The sequence below is a fragment of the Pseudomonas sp. GW821-FHT03E01 genome, from assembly GCF_059420765.1.
In genome coordinates, this window is record NZ_JBWKUI010000020.1 from 65,280 (window position 1) to 84,232 (window position 18,953).

Sequence of the window (18,953 nt, forward strand, 5' to 3'; positions counted from 1 at the left end):
GAATTACTCTCCGCGCAGGGCTGACACCAGCCCTTTGAATTTACTGTTGAGCAGGGTGAAGCTGGCCTGGAAGTTGACCGCGTTTTCCGCGTAGTTCGACTGTTCCAGTTGGGCATCCACGGTGTTCTGGTCGATCGACGGTTGCATCGGCGTGCGATACATCAGCGACTCGTCGCCATTGCCCAGGCCTTCAGCTTCGATGTGACGGCTGTTGGTCATGCTCAAGGCGAACTTGCCGTTTTTGGTTTTCTCGTTCTGCTCGGCGAGCACTTTCGAGAAGTCCAGATCCCGAGCCTTGTAGTTCGGGGTGTCGGCGTTGGCGATGTTGTTGGCCAGGACTTCAGCACGCTGAGCGCGGAAGCCCAGGGCTTGTTCGTGGATACCGAGCGCTTTATCGAAGCTGATGCTCATGTCGGGAAACCTTCGGGTGACCTGATTTTTCGTAACGTGAACATAGCAAGCGGCGTGCCAATTCAAAAAAACCCGTAAACCGGGGCTTTGCGAGCAGTAACGAGGCGGCAATGCCAGAAAAGCGGCAACCGATTTCCGCCGCCTGCCGCTTTTCTGCCGCTTCTCACCATCCAAAGAACGCTACTTGCCCCTGTGGGAGCGTGGTGTCACAGGCATAAAAAAACGGGAGTCCTAATGGACTCCCGTTTTTTATGCCGTCAACGAATCACTTCGCCTGGTAAATGATCCCCGGGCTGCACTGGACCATCTGGTAATGGTCCGGCAAACCGTTCAGCGCTTCGGACGCGCCAAGGAACAGATAACCGCCCGGCTTGAGCGTGCTGTGAATGCGCAACAGGATGTCTTTCTTCACCTCGGCGGAGAAGTAGATCAGCACGTTGCGGCAGAACACGATGTCAAACTTGCCCAGGCTTGCGTAGCTGTCCAGCAAGTTGAACGAGCGAAACTCCACCCGACTCTTGATTGGTGCCTTGATGGCCCAGCGCCCCGGCCCCTTGGGGTCGAAGTAACGCTGAAGGCGCTCGGGCGACAGACCGCGACCGATGGCCAGGCTGTCGTACTCGCCGGTCTTGCAGTTGGTCAGCATGCTGCCGGACAGGTCGGTGGCAACGATCTGCACGCCCATCTTCAACTGGCCCATGTTGACCCGTTCGAACTCATCGATGGACATCGACAGCGAATACGGTTCCTGACCCGACGAACACGCCGCCGACCAGATCCGCAGGCGCTGACCGGGGCTGGCCTTGATCGCTTCAGGCAATACCTTGTTCTTCAAGACTTCAAACGGATAGGTGTCACGAAACCACAGGGTTTCGTTGGTCGTCATGGCATCCACCACCATCTCGCGCAAACCGCTGCGCGGCTGGGTCTGGATGCGCTGAACCAGCTCACCCAACGATTTGATGCCCTGCTGTTCCATCAGTTTGTTGAGACGGCTCGAGACCAGATATTGCTTGTTTTCACCGAGCAAAATGCCACAGGCTTTTTCCAGGAATACCCGGAACTGTTCGAAATCCAAATTACCCGTAGACAAAGATACCGCCTCTTAAATCGTGTTGACCGCCAGGGGCAGAAGGCCTCTAGCTGTTATCTGCTGCTTTGATCCGGTCGACTACCCGGGATGCCAGGTCATCAGGACGGAACTTGGCCAGGAAGTCATCGGCACCGACCTTCTTGACCATCGCCTGATTGAACACTCCCGACAACGAAGTATGCAGGATGATATGGAGCTTTTGCATGCGCGGATCGGCGCGGATCTCGGCCGTCAGGGTGTACCCGTCCATCTCCGGCATCTCGATGTCGGAGATCATCATCAGGAACTCTTCTTCCGGCTTCTTCCCCTCGTCAACCAGCTTGCGCAGGTAATCCAGCGCTTGCCGGCCGTCGTTCAACGCCACCACTTCGACACCGATCGTTTGCAGGCAACGGGTCACCTGCTTGCGTGCCACCGACGAGTCGTCGACCGTCAATACGCGCAAAGAGAGCGCCTTGTGCTGGGTCTCAACATCGACCACGCCCACCGAAATCGCTTCCGGCGTCGGCGCCACTTCCGCCAGCACCTTCTCGACGTCGATGATTTCGACTAACTGGTTGTCGACCCGAGTCACAGCCGTCAGGTAGTGATCGCGCCCCGTGCCCTTGGGTGGCGGATGAATCTCCTCCCAGTTCATGTTGACGATGCGCTCCACCGACCGAACCAGGAAACCCTGGGTCTTGGTGTTGTACTCCGTGATGATCACGAAGGGATTGCTCTGGTCCAGCAACCGACCGGCACCGGTCGCCATCGCCAGATCCAGGATCGGAATGGTTGCCCCCCGAATATTCGCCACACCGCACACGACAGGACTGGACTTGGGCATCAGGGTCAGCTTGGGGCATTGCAGCACCTCGCGAACCTTGAACACGTTGATCCCATACAGCTGCTGGCCGTCGAGACGGAACAACAACAGCTCAAGGCGATTCTGCCCTACCAGTTGCGTGCGCTGGTTCACCGAATCCATTACACCAGCCATGCCCAGACTCCTACACCAACGCTAAGTGTGTTGCGACGCACATTCATCACGAAACGGCACGGCGCTTGCTTTTTAACTCTTATGAACACAGAACCGACATTTTTCCGACACCTGACATCAACCTGCCGCAGATTGCTCTGCGCGATGTCGGCCGCTTGCCTGTTCAACGCTGGCAGCCCTGCCCTTGCTGATACGGTTACCTTGCCTGACATGCTTATCGGCGTCACCCAAGGCTTTCTTGAATTCACCGTAGAGGACTATCTGGCCACCAGTCAAACGCAAGGTCGCTACGAAATCCAGGTCAACCAGCTCGATCCGCGCCTGCGCATGCCTATGTGCGACAAGGAATTGACAGCCACCCTCGAGAGCCCGGCAAGGCCTCTGGGACGGGTCACGGTCAAGGTTCGCTGCGATGGCGCCTCACCCTGGACGGTCTTCGTGCCCGCTCAAGTGAAGCTGTTTCGCGACATTGTGACGACCACTCGTCCGCTCAAGCGCACAGGGATTATCGAACCTCAGGACGTAACCCTGCGCGAGCGTGATATCAGCCTGATAAATCAGGGGTTTCTGACTTCCGTCGATCAGGCTATCGGGCAAAAACTTACCCGACCAATGGTCGCCGATCAGATCATTACGCTGGTGCATCTCGAACAGGCGGAAGTGGTTCGCAAGGGCGACCAGGTGGTGATTACCGCCCGCAGTGGTACGCTCAGTGTGCGCATGCCGGGTGAAGCGCTGTCCAACGGCGGCCTGAGGGAACAGATTCGCGTGAAGAACCTTAACTCCCAGCGGGTCATCAAGGCGCAAGTCACAGCGCCCGGCCAGGTGGAAGTGGCCATGTAAGGGCTCTGTGTTTGTGAAGTGATGGCGCACCGCCTGGCGGTTGCCTAAACTGTGCCGCATGCAGGGCATGCGCTGGCGCATGCGAGCTCATTGATAAATGGGCCTAAAGTTTTTCGGGGAATCGCCGAAAACATGGCAAGCGTCCAAATATCCAGAGGTTTTTTGTCATGGTCATCGATTTCAGTCGTTTAAACAGCTCCTCGTCACTTACGGGCAGTACGCGTACCAGCACCGCCAAGGAAACCGCCGAAGCCGGCCAATCCGCGCCGCTGAATACCCCGGCCGAACAGGCCAGTACCACCAAAAGCGGGGAATCGGTACACCTCAGCAATGAGGCTCAACAGTTGCAGAAGGTCACTGACAAGCTGCGCGATCAGCCTGCCGTCGACAACGCCCGCGTGGCCGAGTTGAAAGCAGCGATTGCCGATGGCAGCTATAAAGTCGACAGCAACCGTGTAGCCAGCAAACTGCTCAACTTCGAAGCCCAGCGCTAGGCCACGGCCCGCGCCAGGCTTTTGGACGCTTAAAACCCAAGGCCAGCCATGCACGACACTCAATTACTGCAACTGATCATCGACGACTTCGCCCCGGCGCAACAACTGCTGGAGCTACTGCAAACCGAGTCCCTTGCCTTGCACGGTCGCGACATGCCACTGCTCGAAGAAATTCTGGCGCATAAACAGGCATTGATCATTCTGCTCGAACAGCATGGCCGCAAGCGCAGTGAAATCCTCGCCAGCCTCAACCTGCCAACCAACCGCCAGGGCCTGGAGCAACTCGCCAGCCAGTCGAGCATTGGCGAACGATTGCTGGGACAGAGCGACGTGCTCACCGACCTCCTGGCCCAGTGCCAAGCCGCCAATGTCAACAATGGCCAGTCGATTCTGGTGCAGCAGGCCGCCACGGCCAACCAGCTGAAAATCCTCACCGGCGGCGAGCCGCCAGCGCTCTACGATGCCCGCGGATCAACCTCCAAGCTCGCCAAGCCACGCCCGCTCAGTCAGGCTTAAGCCTTTCAATGAGCACGCCCTATCAAGACACGCAACATGCTGGCAGAATGCCGGCCAGTAGTCATATTTGCCTGGAGATTGATACCCCGTGTCCAATGCCTTAAGCGCGGAAGATGCTCCGCAGCCACCCAAGGTGCTCACCACGCCTTTGGAAATCTCCGGCAACCTGCGTCAGCTGCAAGACAGCCATGACCCGCTGATCATCACGTTCCACGAGCGCAGCCAGCGCTTCCAGAGTTATCTGGTGGACGTCGACCGTGACAGCAACATGATCGCCCTGGACGAAATGATCCCGCGCGACGGCGAACGCTTTCTGCTGGCCGGCGAACCGTTCAAGGTCGAAGGCTTCCACGACGGCGTGCGCATCGCCTGGGAAAGCAATGGCCCGCTGACCATCGACGAGTCCGGCGATGGCCGCTGCTACCGGGGCACGCTGCCCGATGAGGTGGTTTACCACCAGCGCCGCAATGCTTTCCGCGCTGCGTTGAAGCTGGCACAACTGGTCAATGTCGAGCTGGGAGGCGAGAAACTCAAGTCGCCCCTCGCCGGCAAACTGCTGGACATCTCCGCCACCGGCTGCAAATTGCGCTTCGAAGGCGACATCACCGCCAAGCTGCAATTGGGCCAGGTCTACGACCGCTTCATCGCCGCCCTGCCCTTCGGCAGCATGACGGCACCGGTGGAGCTGCGTTACCTGCACTTTGAAGAAAAGATCAACACCACCTTCGCCGGCGTGCGTTTTCACAACATGAGCGGCCTGGTGCAACGGCAGGTCGAGCGGTTCGTCTATCAGCTTCAGCGTGAAGCGCGGCGCTTTGACAAAGACGACTTCTGATACACCCCGCCAATAAAAAACGGGCAGTCCCTTGCGGGGACTGCCCGTTTTTTTATGTCTTGATCAAGGCCGCGCTTCGGTAAAACTTTGCTCGCGACCTGCGTCCGGGTCTTCTGAATCCGAAACTGGTTCAGGTTCAGGTTCAGGTTCTGGCTCGGCATCCGGATTGACATCAGCCTCCGGGTTGACCGGGTTCTGCATCTGATCCTGCACCACCTGCTCATCGACACGCGGGTCAAGGCAAGCCACCAGTGGCGAACTCGTCATGCTGTCCGGCATGGCCACGTGATGCAGTGGAGCATCGTCCACCTGATGCAGATTGGTGACTGCTTTCGGGCGGATTCGCCACACCAGCACCAATGCAAAAAAACTGAAAAAGGCATAAAGCATCTGGCTGCCGAACAACTTCATCAATACCCCTGCCACCAACGGTCCGACACTCGCGCCGACACCGTAAGTCACCAGCAGCATCGCCGTCAGCGACACCCGGCGATCACCCTCGACGTGGTCGTTGGAGAACGCCACCGCCAGCGGGTACAGACAGAATTGCACCAACGAACAGAGGAACCCGGCGATGAACAGCACCTCCAGTTGCACCTGCGGCATGATCGCCAGCGGCAACGCGGCCAGTGCCAGGCTAAACGCAAAACTTCGGATCAATACCGCCCGGTCATAACGATCCGATAGCCATCCCAACGGCCACTGCACCACCAGGCCTGCAAAAATGCAGCTGCCCATGAACAGACCGACCTGCTCGGTGGACAATCCTTGCTGGGAGGCATACAGCGGCGCCAGGCCGTAGAACGAACCGACGATCAATCCCGCCCCCAACACCGTGCTCAGTGACTGCGGCACGCGTTTGATGAAGAAGCGCGGTTCCATCGGCGCCGGGTGCAATGGCGCCGGGTGAATCCGCCGGGTCAGGGCCACCGGCACCAGACACAGGGCGAAACACAGAGCGACCAGCATCAGCAGTTCCAGGCCCAGGCCCGGGTGCATGACCAGAATCAGCTGGCCCAACACCAGCCCCAGGTACGAAGCGATCATGTAGCCGCTGAACACCACGCCACGCTGCTTGGCTTCTGCCTGCTCATTGAGCCAGCTTTCGATCACCATGTACTGGCACATCATGCCCAGGCCAACGATCACCCGCAGGAACAGCCACGCGGGCAGCCAGTCCACCAGGCCATGGCCCAGCACCGCCGCACCGACGATCCCGGCGCAGGCTGAATAAGCTCGAATATGCCCGACCCGGGCAATCAGCCGATGGCCGATCTTGCCGCCCAGCACCAGGCCGAAATAGTTGGCCGCCATCAACGCGCCGACCCACAGGCTGTCGACCTTATCGGCCGCCAGGCGCAGGGCAAGGTAAGTACTCAACAGGCCCGAGCCGATCAACATCATCAGCGAGGCGAAATAAAGTCCTCGAAAGGATTTCAGGATTTGGCGCATTGGCGTTCCGAGCGGCTCCTTGCAGTGAGTATCGGGCTATCGACAACGATAGCCCGATGGCGACAGGTCGTCAGGCCTGGGCTGCTAGAACACGCCGTTCCCAGGGAGTAATTTCATCGAGGAAGCTGGTCAACTCCAGGGTCTTCGAAGCGATGTAGCCTTCGATGAACTCCTTGCCGAACAGTTCCTTCGCCAATTGGCTACGTTTCAGACGTTCAAGAGCGGCATGCAAGGTACACGGCAACGCAAGATTATCCGGCACCACGAATTCGCCCCGTGCCGCTTCGCTCGGTTCCAGTTTGTTTTCGATGCCATACAGCCCCGACGCCAGGCTCGCGGCGATCGCCAGATACGGGTTGGCGTCAGCCCCCGGCAGGCGGTTTTCGACCCGACGAGCGACCGGTGAACTGGCCGGAATGCGCAGGCCGGCCGCGCGGTTATCATGGGACCAGCAGGCATTATTGGGCGATGCAAAAGGATGACACAGGCGCTGATAAGAGTTCACGTTCGGCGCAAACAGCGCAGTGAAATCCGCCAGGCCGGCCTGTTGGCCACCGATGAAATGACGGAAGGTCGCGGTCGGCTCGCCGGCCTTGTCGCTGAACACGTTACGCCCGCTGTCGATCTCGACGACGCTCTGGTGAATATGCATCGAACTGCCCGGCGTGTGAGCCAACGGCTTGGCCATGCAGACCACGGTCAGGCCATGCTTGAGCGCGACTTCCTTGAGCAGATGCTTGAACAGCAAGGTCTGGTCGGCCAGCAGCAGCGGATCGCCATGCAGCAGGTTGATCTCGAACTGGCTGACGCCCATCTCGTGCATGAAGGTATCGCGGGGTAAGCCCAGCGCCGCCATGCCTGCGTAGACTTCAGTGAAGAACGGCCGCAAGCCGTTATTGGAACTGATGCTGAATGCCGAATGACCGTCCTCGCGACGACCGTCCAGGCCCACTGGCGGCTGGAAGGGTTGCGTCGGGTCAGGGTTGGGCGCGAACACAAAGAATTCCAGCTCGGTCGCCACGACTGGCGCCAAACCGAGGGCGGCGTAGCGAGCGATCACCGCCTTGAGTTGGCCGCGAGTCGACAGGTGCGAGCTCTCGCCAGTCAGTTCCTGCGCATCGCATATGGCCAGCGCCCGAGGGTGCGAACTCCAAGGCAAGCGGTGAATCTGCGCCGGATCAGGCACCAGCGCCAGATCGCCATCATCGCTGCCGTAAAAGTGCGCAGGCGGATAGCCGCCCATGATGCATTGCAGCAGCACTCCCCGCGCCATCTGCAAACGCCGCCCCTCAAGAAATCCTTCAGCGGTCATTACTTTGCCGCGTGGCACGCCGTTCAGGTCCGGCGTGACACATTCAATCTCATCAATGCCCGTCAATCGCTGCGCGAGTGAGCGATGGCCATCGGTTGTCATGACGCAATCCTTGTTGTTGTACGAGCCGCGAACGGCGACCCGTACAAAATAGGCTCCGGCTGTTCGGAATATCAAGCAGCGTCAAACAAAAAGGCGCAATCCTGTGAGGAACGTGTCGTTCAGGGGAGATAGAGGCTGAACACGCCGCCACCCAATGGCCCGCCATTACTGATTTCGGTACGTCCACCCACACCATCACGCTGATGCAAGGCGGCAATCCGCCCGGCAAAGTACAAGCCCAGGCCGGTACTGCCGCTGCTGTGGTTGATGCCCTGCACGTAATCGGCCTGACGCTCGATCATCTCGGGTGGATAACCCTCACCATCGTCGTTGATGGTCAGCACCAATTGCCCGGCCTCATCGCTGACACTGATCAACAAGGCATGCCGGGCATAACGAATGGCGTTGTTGATGCAATTGGCGAGCACCGAGGCAATCAGCTCCCGATCGAAGAAACCCAGCGGGCTCAACGGGTCCACTTCATAGGTCGCGATAATGCCCCGGCTGGCGAACACTTCTTGATGAGCCGCCAGTTGCGCCTCGATGAAGTCATCGAGCTCATGGTAGGCCGGCTGCAATGGCATCTGGTTGACGCCCAGCTTGTACAGCCCCAGCAACTGCACCAGCATGCCATTGAGGTGGGCGAACTCGAAGTCGATGACGCCCTGCTCCGGCGTGTGTTGCTCAGGGTCGGGTAAGCGCGCCAGCCATTGACTGTGCGCCTGCATCAGCATGGCCAGTGAGTTCTTCATGTCATGCACGGTGGAAGCAATCACCGTGGAGAAGTCGAGTGACGGTTCGCTGTCGATCATTCGCCGAACGCCTTGATTTTCAGTTTCTGGTAGCGCGGATAACGCGCATCGGTATCGGGCATCAGGCCGACCGTTTTCAGGCAGGCCCGGCACTCTTCCAGCTCGGCCGACGGCACGCTGGTGTCGGTGCCATGCAGCAGCGACTGCGCCATGTTCAGGGCAATACTGATGTTCTTCGGTTGCAGCGCCAGGGCTTTGCGGAACACTTCCCGGGCTTCCACCAGATTGCCGGTCTTGTACACCCGCACGCCCTGACGGTTGAGGTCGGCGGCGGCATTGCCCGAGTTGAGGATGGTCGGGTCGTCGGTCAGCTTGGCGATGCCCTTCATCACGGTCGGATCGTCGCCGTAGATTTCCGCACAGTTTTTCAACATCGAAGCACCGGCACTCGCCTGCCCGAGCATTTGCAGCTGCTTGGCCACCAGCAGCGCCGCTTCGGCGCTCATGAACTGTTCCATGCCATCGAGGCGCATCATCGCTTGCTCGGTGAGCTTCTCGGCGGTCTCGGCATCGTTGAGCAGCAGGCTGGTGGCCTTCATCAGACGCGCACGAATCTGCAGGCCTGGGTCGGAAGGGTTCTCCTTCGCCACTGCACTCAGCGTCGTGTTGATTTCCAGGCGGGTCCGCGTGTCCAGGCCCTTTTCCGCACCTTTGCTGATCAAGGCATGGGCCAGGCCGAGGTTGCTTTCCGCATCCTTGAAACGTGACTGCGCCCCTTGGTTCACGGCCTGGCGATAGGCTTTGGAGGCAGTGTCGAAATCTTCGTTGGCCATTGCCAACTTGCCCAGCAACGCTTGCCGGCGCACCGCCAGCGGCGACAGGCGAATTGCTTCTTCCAACACTTTCTGCGCCGCTTTGGTGTCACCTTCGGCGACCAGCACATCGGCCATGCCATCGTAGAGGGCCGGCATCATCGGGAAGACTTTCAAGGCTTTTTCGTAAATGCCCTTGGCCTGACTGACCTGCCCGCGCTTGAACAGCAATTGGCCCAATCCGGCAAACGCCCAGGGCAAAGGCCGATCTGCAATGATGCTGTCGTAAAGACGCTCCAGCGCTTCGTTCTGGTTCAAGTCGCGCAATGCATCGGCGCGGTAGCGCAGGCACAGCGGCGAATAACGAATGTCCTGTTTGCACAGGGCGATGCAGGCATTGAGCACTTCAACCGGTTTGCCCCGGTCAAGCGCTTGCAGGATCGGCTTGAGCAAGGTCTTGCGCTGTTCCAGTCGCTCCAGGCGCTGGGCCAGGCCGGAGCGGTTGAACGGTTTGGTCAGGTAAGCGTCGGGCTCATGCTCCAGTGCGCTGAGCACCATGGCTTGGCTGGTTTCGGCGGTGACCATGACAAACACACTTTCGTGGCTGATCAGCTTCTCGATCATCAGGTCTTCGAGCACCTGCTGACCGTTTTTCTTGCCATCGCCCAGGTGGAAATCCTGCAGGATGAAGTCGTAGGACTTCTGCGAGCACATGCGCAGCGCCTGCTCACCGGTATCAGCGGTGTCGACGTCCTTGACGCCCAGCTCCCGCAGCATGGACCTGACGGAACTGCGGAAATCCGAGAAATCATCGACGATCAAAAAGCTTTTTTGGTGATACGACAGCATCGAAGATTTCCAGGCAATTTAAGGAAGAACAACCTAAAGGCAATGGCTGCGAGTTCAGCTTCGCGGCCTTTCAGGCGCGCAGATGATAGCGAGAGGCCATTGGCTATCAAGCAATTTCGCACAATCGCGTGATGAGCTTTACCGGCCGCCAGCGATGAAATCACAACGGCTTGTCGCGTTATCGGCCAGTAGTCGCGTTCCCTTGAAGCAGCGGGAGTGCAATCGTTCCTTTTACTGCCAAAAGATCATACGGCTGCGCATAGACGCGCTAAATATTTGAAGGTGTTATTGAAAAACGGGATTATCCTGATTTATTGAAATGCGCTAATTATTGTCCGCTTGAACCCAATACGCTCTAAATCGCCGGCAAAGGCCAGGAAATGACCACCCCCCCCAAGCACTCGGCCACGGCTCCCGAGCGAAAGGCCCTGACCCTCAGTACCCTGGATTTTCCAGTGGTGGGCATCGGTGCGTCGGCTGGCGGGCTGCAAGCCATCAAATTGTTTTTCGAGAACATGCCTAACGACAACGGCATGGCGTTTGTGATCATTCTTCACCTGTCGCCCGACCACCAAAGCGTCGCAGACAAGATCATCCAGGAATCGACCCGGATGCCGGTTCTGCAGGTCACCGAAACCGTACCGATCGAGAAAAACCGGGTCTATGTCATCCCGCCGGCGCGGCGACTGGTGATGAATGGCAATAACCTTGAGGTAATTGAAAACGACCCACAACTGGGACGCCATGCCTCGATCGATCTGTTCTTCCGCGACCTGGCGCAAGTACACCGCGAGCGCGCCTTCTGCCTGGTGCTCTCGGGCAGCGGTTCCGACGGCGCAGTCGGCCTGTCGCGTATCAAGGAACAGGGCGGCATTACCCTGGCCCAGGTACCGGAAGACGCCGAGTTCGACGGTATGCCTCGGGCGGCCATCGAAACCGGCATGGTCGATCTGGTATTGCCCGTAGCAGACATGCCGCAAAAGCTGCTGGACCTGTGGCACAACTCCCGGGAAATCAGCTTGCCCGCCGCCAATGATCCGGAACTGCAATCCTTCGCCTCTGTAGCCGAACGTGATGCCGTGCTCGCCGAACAAATGCTGCACGACATCCTGATCCAGTTGCGTACCGGCACCGGTCATGACTTCAAGCACTATAAACGCGCAACGGTATTGCGGCGGATCGAACGCCGGATGCAGGTCACGGCCCAGCCCGACTTGGGAGCTTATTACCGCTACCTGCTAAGCAATCCCGAAGAAACCAAGGCGCTGCTGGGGGACATGCTGATCGGCGTGACCAACTTTTTCCGTGATCGCGAAGCCTTCGAAGCGCTGGAGCGGGATGTCATTCCGCAACTGGTCAGCGCCGCGGTTTCGGCGCAGCCTGAAAAGGAAGAAATCCGGGTCTGGTCGGCTGGCTGCTCCACCGGCGAAGAAGCCTATAGCCTGGCGATGCTGGTCAACGATCAGCTGCAACAGGAAGCCAGCAAGGCCTCACTGCAAGTTTTCGCCACCGACATCGACGAGCGCGCCATCAGCTTCGGCCGGGCCGGCCTGTACCCGCAAGCCATCGTGACGGATGTGCCGCCGACGCGGCTGCGGCATTACTTCATCAAGGAAGATGAGCACTATCGGATTCGCAAGGAAATCCGCGAGAAGGTGCTGTTCGCCAAACACAGCCTGCTGTCCGATCCACCCTTCTCGCAAATCGACCTGATCGTGTGCCGGAACCTGTTGATCTATCTGGATCGCGAAGTACAGCGCGAAATCCTGCAGATGTTCCACTTCGCCTTGCGCCCCGGCGGTTTTCTGTTCCTCGGTTCCTCCGAAAGTGCAGACGCTTGCCATGAGCTGTTCACGCCGGTGGACAAACGCAACCGGATCTTCCGCGCCAAGACTGGCACCGCCAATAGCCGACGCACGCCGACCGTGCCGCGCGGTGGTTATGTGCGCTCCAATATTTCCCATCAGGCACCGCAACACGCCGTGCAGCGCAAACTGTCGTTCGCCGACATCCACCAGCGCGCCCTCGAACGCGCGGCCCCGCCGAGCATGATCGTCGATGCCAACGCCGACATCCTGCACATGAGCGAAAGTGCCGGGCGTTTCCTTCGGCATGTGGGCGGTGAGCTGTCACGCAACCTGCTGACTCTGATCCTGTCAGAGCTGCGCCTGGAAATCCGCACCACGCTGTTCCAGGTCCAGCAGAGCGGCCTGGCCGTGAAATCCCGCGAGGTGCCGGTCAAGCGCGAAGAGCGGCATTACAAGGTCAGCCTCGAGGCGCAGCCTTACAAGGATGAAGAGGCGGACGGCGAGTTCATTCTGGTGATTTTCGAGGAAGTCGAAGTCGATCCTTCGCAAGCGACGGCCAAGACCCTGCTTCAAACCGAAAGCCAGGTGCTGTCCAATCTTGAGCGTGAACTGCAACGCACCAAACTGCACTTGCAGGACACCATTGAACAATCGGAAATTTCCAGTGAAGAACTGAAAGCTTCCAACGAAGAAATGCAGGCGATCAACGAAGAACTGCGCTCGGCCACCGAAGAGCTGGAAACCAGCAAGGAAGAGCTGCAATCGATCAATGAAGAGCTGCTGACGGTCAACTACGAGCTGAAAACCAAAGTCGAAGAAACTGACAAGATCAACGACTACCTGACCAACCTGATCGCCTCCACCGACATTGCCACGGTGTTTGTCGACCGCAGCATGCGGATCAAGTGGTTCACTCCGCGTGCCACCGATATCTTCAGCATGCTGCCGGTGGATACCGGCCGCTCCCTGCTCGACATCACCCATCGCCTGCACTACGACGACCTGGCGAGTGACGCGGCATCGGTGTTCGAATCATTGAACATGATCGAACGTGAAGTCAGCAGCACCGACAAGCACTGGTACATCGCCCGCCTGCTGCCCTATCGCTCCAGCGAAGACCGTATCGACGGCACCGTGCTGACGTTCATTGACATCACCAAACGCCGCGAGGCCGAAGAAGAGCTGCGCCTGGGCGAAGAACGCATGCGCCTGGTGGCCGAAAGCACCCGCGACTACGCGATCATCACCCTTGATGAACAAGGCGTGATCACCACCTGGAACAAAGGCGCCGAACTGATCTTCGGCTACAGCAAGGCTGAGGCCGAAGGCGCTTACTACGACTTCATTTTTTCCGCCGAAGACCGCGCCTCCAGCGTGCCTGAATCCGAACTGCTGGGGGCTCGCACCCATGGCCGTTCCGAAGATGAACGCTGGCACCTGCGCAAGGACGGCAGCCGCTTCTATTGCAGCGGCGAAGTGACCTTGCTCAGTGGTGACAACCTTCGCGGCTACGTGAAAATCGCCCGGGACCTGACCGGTCACAAACGCCAGCATGAGGAACAAAGCCAACAACTGGCCGAGACGCTGAACACCAATTACCTCAAGGATGAGTTCTTCGCGGTCATGTCCCACGAACTCAAGCATCCTCTGAACCTGATCCAGCTCAACGCCGAACTGTTGCGGCGCTTGCCGGTGACCAAGTCGGTGGCGCCGGCCGCCAAAGCCGTCAACACCATCTGCGATGCTGTCAGCAGCCAGGCGCGGATCATCGACGACCTGCTGGATGTCGCACGCGTGCGCACCGGCAAGCTCAAGCTCAAGCCTATCGCCGTGGATCTGGCCAGTGTGCTGCGCGATATTTACACCGTCGTCCTCAACGACCAGCACAGCACCACCGTCGAGCTGCATGTGCCTTCGGAGCCGTTGATGGTGCGCGCCGATCCGACGCGCCTGGAGCAGATCATCTGGAACCTGGTGAATAACGCACTGAAATTCACCCCGTCCGACGGCCGCGTGCAATTGATCGCCAGCCTGGCCGGAAACATGGCGCGGCTGGACGTCAAGGACAATGGCACCGGCATCGCGGCCGAGAACCTCGAACACGTATTCGACCTGTTTGGCCAGGCTGAAACACAGCACGCCAACCACCAGCGCGAAGGGCTGGGCATCGGTTTGTCACTGGTGCGCCAATTGACCGAGGCCCAACATGGCACGGTTGAAGTGAGTTCGCCGGGCGTTGGGGAAGGCTGTACCTTCACTGTCTATTTGCCCCTGGCCAGTAGTGAAGGCAAAACCCAAACCACAACGCCAACCGATGAGGTATCAGGAAAACTGAGCGGCCTGACGATTCTGCTGGTCGACGACTCCGCCGAGGTACTGGAAACCCTGAAGATGCTGCTGGAAATGGAGGACGCCGAAGTCGTTGCCTTCGATCATCCGAAGGACGCTCTGGCCGCGGCTGCAAACAGCCACTTCGACCTGATCATTTCGGACTTGGGCATGCCGGTCATGAACGGCCATGAACTGATGCAAGCATTACGTCAGTTGCCGCATGTCAAGGATGTGCCGGCCATTGCCCTGACTGGCTATGGCGCTATCAGCGATATTAAAAAGGCTCGTCAATCGGGCTTTGACCAGTACATTGGAAAACCGGTGTCCTACGATGACCTGATCGCGACCATCGAGACCCTGCGACAGCCCCGGGCATCAGGTTCTGAATAGCTCAGCGTAAATAGGCGCGTTGTACACAGACGCGCCGGTCAATCGCCTGCTTCAGTCGCTCCTTGTGGTCCGCCCAGACCCTGGGATCGACTTTGGGCGCGCGCATGAGGTCAAGCATGGCCGCTTTGGCGGTCAGGTATTCCGACCACGCATCTTCACAGCTGAGCTTGAAACGCTCACGTTCGTTCATTTCCATCCGCCGCAGCGCCAGTACCGACTCATCGGTGATGACCGTGCCGAGCGTCAGTTGCACCCGATGAGGTGCAACGAAGGCCTGCGTGCCCGCGACGATCTCGCCCGCTCGCAGAGCGCCCCACTTCAACGCCGCACAGTAAGTCTCATCACGGCCCCTGTCGTGAAACTCCTCACACAGCATGATCCCACGGGCATCGTAAACACCGATGAACACCTGGGTGATTCCCTCATGACCCACGCGCGCCCGCACTTCCACTTGTGTCCCGTCACCGAGCATTTCTTCATGGATGTGGTGAGGTAATCGGGGGTCGGTCCATAACCAGAACTGTGCACCTCTGTGTCGCATTGCTGGCTCCTTGAGTGGAGTCAGAAGTAAGGCACAGCAATAACGGACTTTCCACGTAAGTCGTCAGGTGGTTCGAGCAAGAAAAAACCGCCAGGGGAATGCTCTGATGGGCTTTTCTAACCGCTGACGCTGCAATTTTAGAGTGTTCTTGCACTGAAATTACGCAGCCAGCCCTTGCCGCACAAGGGTTTCAGCTCATTTGAGGCACACCACTATTGAGTGCCGGCGGGCACTTCGCCAAAAACAAATCGACATAATATTGACACCAAAACATCCACTTGTCGGAATATTGGCACATCGTACTGTTACCTGCGCTTAACACCTTTACAAAGCCTGACCCCACAACTAAACACCTATCAAACTGATATCAGGAAAGGCCGTATCCCTGAATCAGTGCTGTACCAAAATACGGCCTCATCCAGCCATTACTTCAGGAGTCCCTTCCCTATGGGTGCTCTCAGGATACTGCGCGCCACGCGCAGCGCAGCCTCAGGCTTGGGCCCACGTTCGCCCGACCGCTTCTGCGATTCGCTCCTCAAGTACGGCGAGTTTCTTCACCCCCGCGAGACCAGCGCCCCTCTGCCGGCACCACCTGTCCCGTCAAGCCCAGACGGTCGACGATGTCCGGTAGCCGCCCCGTACCGCTCCTGAACACTCTGAGCGGCGCAAGCACGGGACTTCGTCCTGTTAGCAGTCCCTGGCAATTCCAATAAAAAAAGCATTCTCGGGAGAAAGACATGGCTACCACCACCACGACCAGCGGCGGCACCGTTACTTCGTTTTCCAATACGCCGCAGGCGCAGGACGACATTTTCACTACGGGTGTCATTGGCACGAGCAACGTGACCATCACTGAAGACCTGCAGGGTGTCGTGTACCTGGATGTCATGTCCAATGACCTGGGCGGTAACGCAAAGACGCTCTGGTCAGTTGATAACGCGACCAGCCTTTCTACTGCCACCAAGGTTTATGCCCCGGCCGATCTGCTGGTCCAGGACACGAGCAGAATTGAGGCGACGAGCACCGACACCAGCCTCAACGGGGCAAAAATCTGGATTACATCGGATGGCAAAGTCGGCTACGACGCCGCTACCTTATCGACTGCTTTCAAGACGCAACTTCAGGAGCTTGCTGCCGGAGCGTCCCTGGCAGACAGCTTTACGTATGCGATTCGTCTCGGCAATGGCACCCTCAGCTGGGCCACTGCGCAAGTGCAATTTGCCGGTATGAATGACAGTGTGACGATGAACGTCAGCGTGCAGGCTGGCACGGTGACCGAAGATGCGCCCACAACGCCGAGCACTACCGATTCGCTGAGTACGACGGGCACGATTGCATTTAGCGATGTCGATCTGAGCGATACGCATACCGCTTCATTCGTGGCGGCGGGAGGCAATACCACAGCGCTGGGCAACTTCAGCCTTGCCTCTGTCATTGAAGCGGCCAATGCGGCCAACGGCACCGTTAACTGGACTTACACCGTGAACAATGCGGCAGCCCAGTACCTGGCCCAGGGTCAGACAGCTACCGAAACCTATGTGGTCACCGTCAATGATGGGCATGGTTCGTCGACAACGCAAAATGTGATCATCACCATCACCGGCACCAACGACCAGGTGCACATCACCAGCGGCGTGCAGACCGGCGATGCCAAGGAAGACAGTGGCGACTACGCCGCCAACGGCAGCATCACCTTCACCGACGCCGACCTGATCGACACCCACAGCGTCACCGTCACACCGGGCGCTTCCGGCTACCTGGGCAGCTTCACCACAGATCCACTGCACGACAGCACCGGCACCGGTAGCGGTTCGCTGGGCTGGCACTTCGCGGTAGACAACGCCGCCGTGCAGTTCCTGGGCGAAGGCCAGATCCTCACCCAGACTTATAACGTGGCGATCGGCGACGGCACGGTACAGACCGTGACCATTACCATCACCGGCACCAACGACCGGCCGACGCTGACGATTGCCGACACCACCGGCGCCATGAGCGAAGGCAACGGTACGGCCACACTGAGCGACAGCGGCGCACTGAGCTTTGCCGATGTGGACAACATCGACGTGGTGACTGTGTCGCACGCCTCCAACGGCAACATCGCCTGGAGCGGCGGCACGCTCGATGCGGGTGTGGCCTCAGCACTGGTCGCCGGGTTCTCGGTTGATCACAACAGCTGGGACTACAGCACCAGCCAGAACCTCGATTTCCTCGGCGCGGGTGAAACCGTCACCTTCTCGTACACCGTGGTCGCCACCGACAACAGCGGCGCGGCTAACGCTGCTTCGGCGACGCAGACTGTGACCATCACCATTACTGGCAGCAATGACGCACCGGTGCTCAGCTTCGCGAGCGGCAACGATGCCGGCGCCGTGAAGGAAGACACCACCCTCAGTGTCAGTGGCCAGTTCAGCTCGACCGACATCGATCACGCGGCCACCGCCACCTGGAGCATTGCCGGGTCCAATACTGGCACCTACGGCTCGATCGCGGTGGACAGCAGCGGTAAGTGGACCTACACCCTGGCCAACGGCACCGATGGTGTTGCCAGTGCGGTGCAATCACTGAAGGTTGGCGAGAGTCACAACGAAGTGTTCAGCGTGCAGGTCAGCGATGGCCTCGGTGGCGTCGCCACCCAGCAGGTGACTGTCACCGTCACCGGCAGCAACGATGCGCCGGTGCTCAGCTTCGCCAGCGGCAACGATGTCGGCGCCGTGCAGGAGGACACCACGCTCAGCGTCAGTGGCCAGTTCAACTCGAGCGACATCGATCATGCAGCCACCGCGACCTGGAGCATTGCCGGGTCAAACACCGGCAGCTATGGCTCGATCGCGGTGGACAGCAGCGGTAAGTGGACCTACACCCTGGCCAACGGCACCGATGGTGTTGCCAGTGCGGTGCAATCACTGAAGGTTGGCGAGAGTCACAACGAAGTGTTCAGCGTGCAGGTCAGCGATGGCCTCGGTGGCGTCGCCACCCAGCAGGTGACTGTCACCGTCACCGGCAGCAACGATGCGCCGGTGCTCAGCTTCGCCAGCGGCAACGATGTCGGCGCCGTGCAGGAAGACACCAGCCTCAGCGTCAGTGGCCAGTTCAACTCGAGCGACATCGATCATGCAGCCACCGCGACCTGGAGCATTGCCGGGTCCAACACTGGCAGCTATGGCTCGATCGCGGTGGACGGCACCGGTCAGTGGACGTACACCCTGGCCAACGGCACCGATGGCGTCGCCAGTGCCGTGCAATCACTGAAGGCCGGCGAGACTCACAATGAAGTGTTCACCATCCAGGTCAGCGATGGCCTCGGTGGCGTCGACACCCAACAGGTGACCGTGACTGTCACCGGCAGCAACGACGCCCCCGTACTCAGCTTCGCATCGGGCAACGATGTCGGCGCCGTGCAGGAAGACAGCACCCTCAGCGTCAGCGGCCAGTT

The 18,953-nt window shown here is 59.1% G+C and carries 14 protein-coding genes; 6 read left to right on the top strand and 8 right to left on the bottom strand.

Going from position 1 to position 18,953, the window contains the following annotated elements:
- Positions 1-3: 3 nt before the first annotated feature.
- From flgB to AC07VO_RS27320, 3 genes are all read right to left on the bottom strand, one after another.
- Positions 4-411: a flagellar basal body rod protein FlgB gene (flgB, locus tag AC07VO_RS27310; RefSeq protein WP_007937506.1), complete on the bottom strand. Its 408-nt coding sequence runs from the start codon at positions 409-411 to the stop codon at positions 4-6.
- A gap of 265 nt (positions 412-676) precedes the next feature.
- The gene (gene cheR / locus AC07VO_RS27315; RefSeq protein WP_026286437.1) at positions 677-1,504 is read right to left on the bottom strand and encodes a protein-glutamate O-methyltransferase CheR; all 828 of its coding nucleotides are present in this window, start codon (positions 1,502-1,504) and stop codon (positions 677-679) included.
- 46 nt (positions 1,505-1,550) lie between these two features.
- Positions 1,551-2,483, bottom strand: coding sequence for a chemotaxis protein CheV (locus AC07VO_RS27320; RefSeq protein ID WP_007937503.1), 933 nt, complete (start codon positions 2,481-2,483; stop codon positions 1,551-1,553).
- 81 nt (positions 2,484-2,564) lie between these two features.
- Here AC07VO_RS27320 and flgA point away from each other — a divergent pair, with 81 nt between their 5' ends.
- The 4 genes from flgA (at position 2,565) to AC07VO_RS27340 (ending at position 5,171) form a co-directional block, all read left to right on the top strand.
- Positions 2,565-3,326: a flagellar basal body P-ring formation chaperone FlgA gene (gene flgA, locus AC07VO_RS27325; protein WP_064616483.1), complete on the top strand. Its 762-nt coding sequence runs from the start codon at positions 2,565-2,567 to the stop codon at positions 3,324-3,326.
- Positions 3,327-3,493: 167 nt separating this feature from the next.
- Positions 3,494-3,820, top strand: a complete 327-nt coding sequence (flgM, locus tag AC07VO_RS27330; protein WP_007937499.1) for a flagellar biosynthesis anti-sigma factor FlgM — start codon at positions 3,494-3,496, stop codon at positions 3,818-3,820.
- 48 nt (positions 3,821-3,868) lie between these two features.
- Positions 3,869-4,336: a flagella synthesis protein FlgN gene (locus AC07VO_RS27335; protein ID WP_064616481.1), complete on the top strand. Its 468-nt coding sequence runs from the start codon at positions 3,869-3,871 to the stop codon at positions 4,334-4,336.
- Positions 4,337-4,424: 88 nt separating this feature from the next.
- Positions 4,425-5,171 (top strand): flagellar brake protein, encoded by a 747-nt coding sequence (locus AC07VO_RS27340; RefSeq protein WP_064616479.1) that lies wholly within the window; start codon positions 4,425-4,427, stop codon positions 5,169-5,171.
- A gap of 63 nt (positions 5,172-5,234) precedes the next feature.
- On the opposite strand, the gene AC07VO_RS27345 is transcribed toward AC07VO_RS27340, so the two are convergent.
- From AC07VO_RS27345 to AC07VO_RS27360, 4 genes are all read right to left on the bottom strand, one after another.
- Positions 5,235-6,623, bottom strand: coding sequence for an MFS transporter (locus tag AC07VO_RS27345; protein WP_111455179.1), 1,389 nt, complete (start codon positions 6,621-6,623; stop codon positions 5,235-5,237).
- A 70-nt stretch (positions 6,624-6,693) separates the two neighbouring features.
- Positions 6,694-7,935: a glutamine synthetase family protein gene (locus AC07VO_RS27350; protein ID WP_177325189.1), complete on the bottom strand. Its 1,242-nt coding sequence runs from the start codon at positions 7,933-7,935 to the stop codon at positions 6,694-6,696.
- A gap of 221 nt (positions 7,936-8,156) precedes the next feature.
- Positions 8,157-8,849 carry a sensor histidine kinase gene (locus AC07VO_RS27355; RefSeq protein WP_495007693.1) on the bottom strand — a complete coding sequence of 231 codons (693 nt, stop codon included), beginning with the start codon at positions 8,847-8,849 and terminating at the stop codon, positions 8,157-8,159.
- Positions 8,846-10,450 (bottom strand): tetratricopeptide repeat-containing response regulator, encoded by a 1,605-nt coding sequence (locus AC07VO_RS27360; RefSeq protein WP_019582899.1) that lies wholly within the window; start codon positions 10,448-10,450, stop codon positions 8,846-8,848. Before AC07VO_RS27360 ends, AC07VO_RS27355 begins: the two co-directional genes overlap by 4 nt.
- 380 nt (positions 10,451-10,830) lie before the next feature.
- Here AC07VO_RS27360 and AC07VO_RS27365 point away from each other — a divergent pair, with 380 nt between their 5' ends.
- A complete protein-coding gene (locus AC07VO_RS27365; protein WP_495007694.1) occupies positions 10,831-14,979 on the top strand; it encodes a CheR family methyltransferase in 4,149 nt (1,382 codons plus the stop codon).
- 1 nt (position 14,980) lies between these two features.
- Here AC07VO_RS27365 and AC07VO_RS27370 read toward each other — a convergent pair whose 3' ends face one another.
- Positions 14,981-15,520, bottom strand: coding sequence for a hypothetical protein (locus tag AC07VO_RS27370; RefSeq protein WP_495007695.1), 540 nt, complete (start codon positions 15,518-15,520; stop codon positions 14,981-14,983).
- Positions 15,521-16,257: 737 nt separating this feature from the next.
- On the opposite strand from AC07VO_RS27370, the gene AC07VO_RS27375 reads away from it, so the two are divergent.
- A partial coding sequence (locus tag AC07VO_RS27375; RefSeq protein WP_495007696.1) for a beta strand repeat-containing protein occupies positions 16,258-18,953 on the top strand: 2,696 nt, incomplete at its 3' end.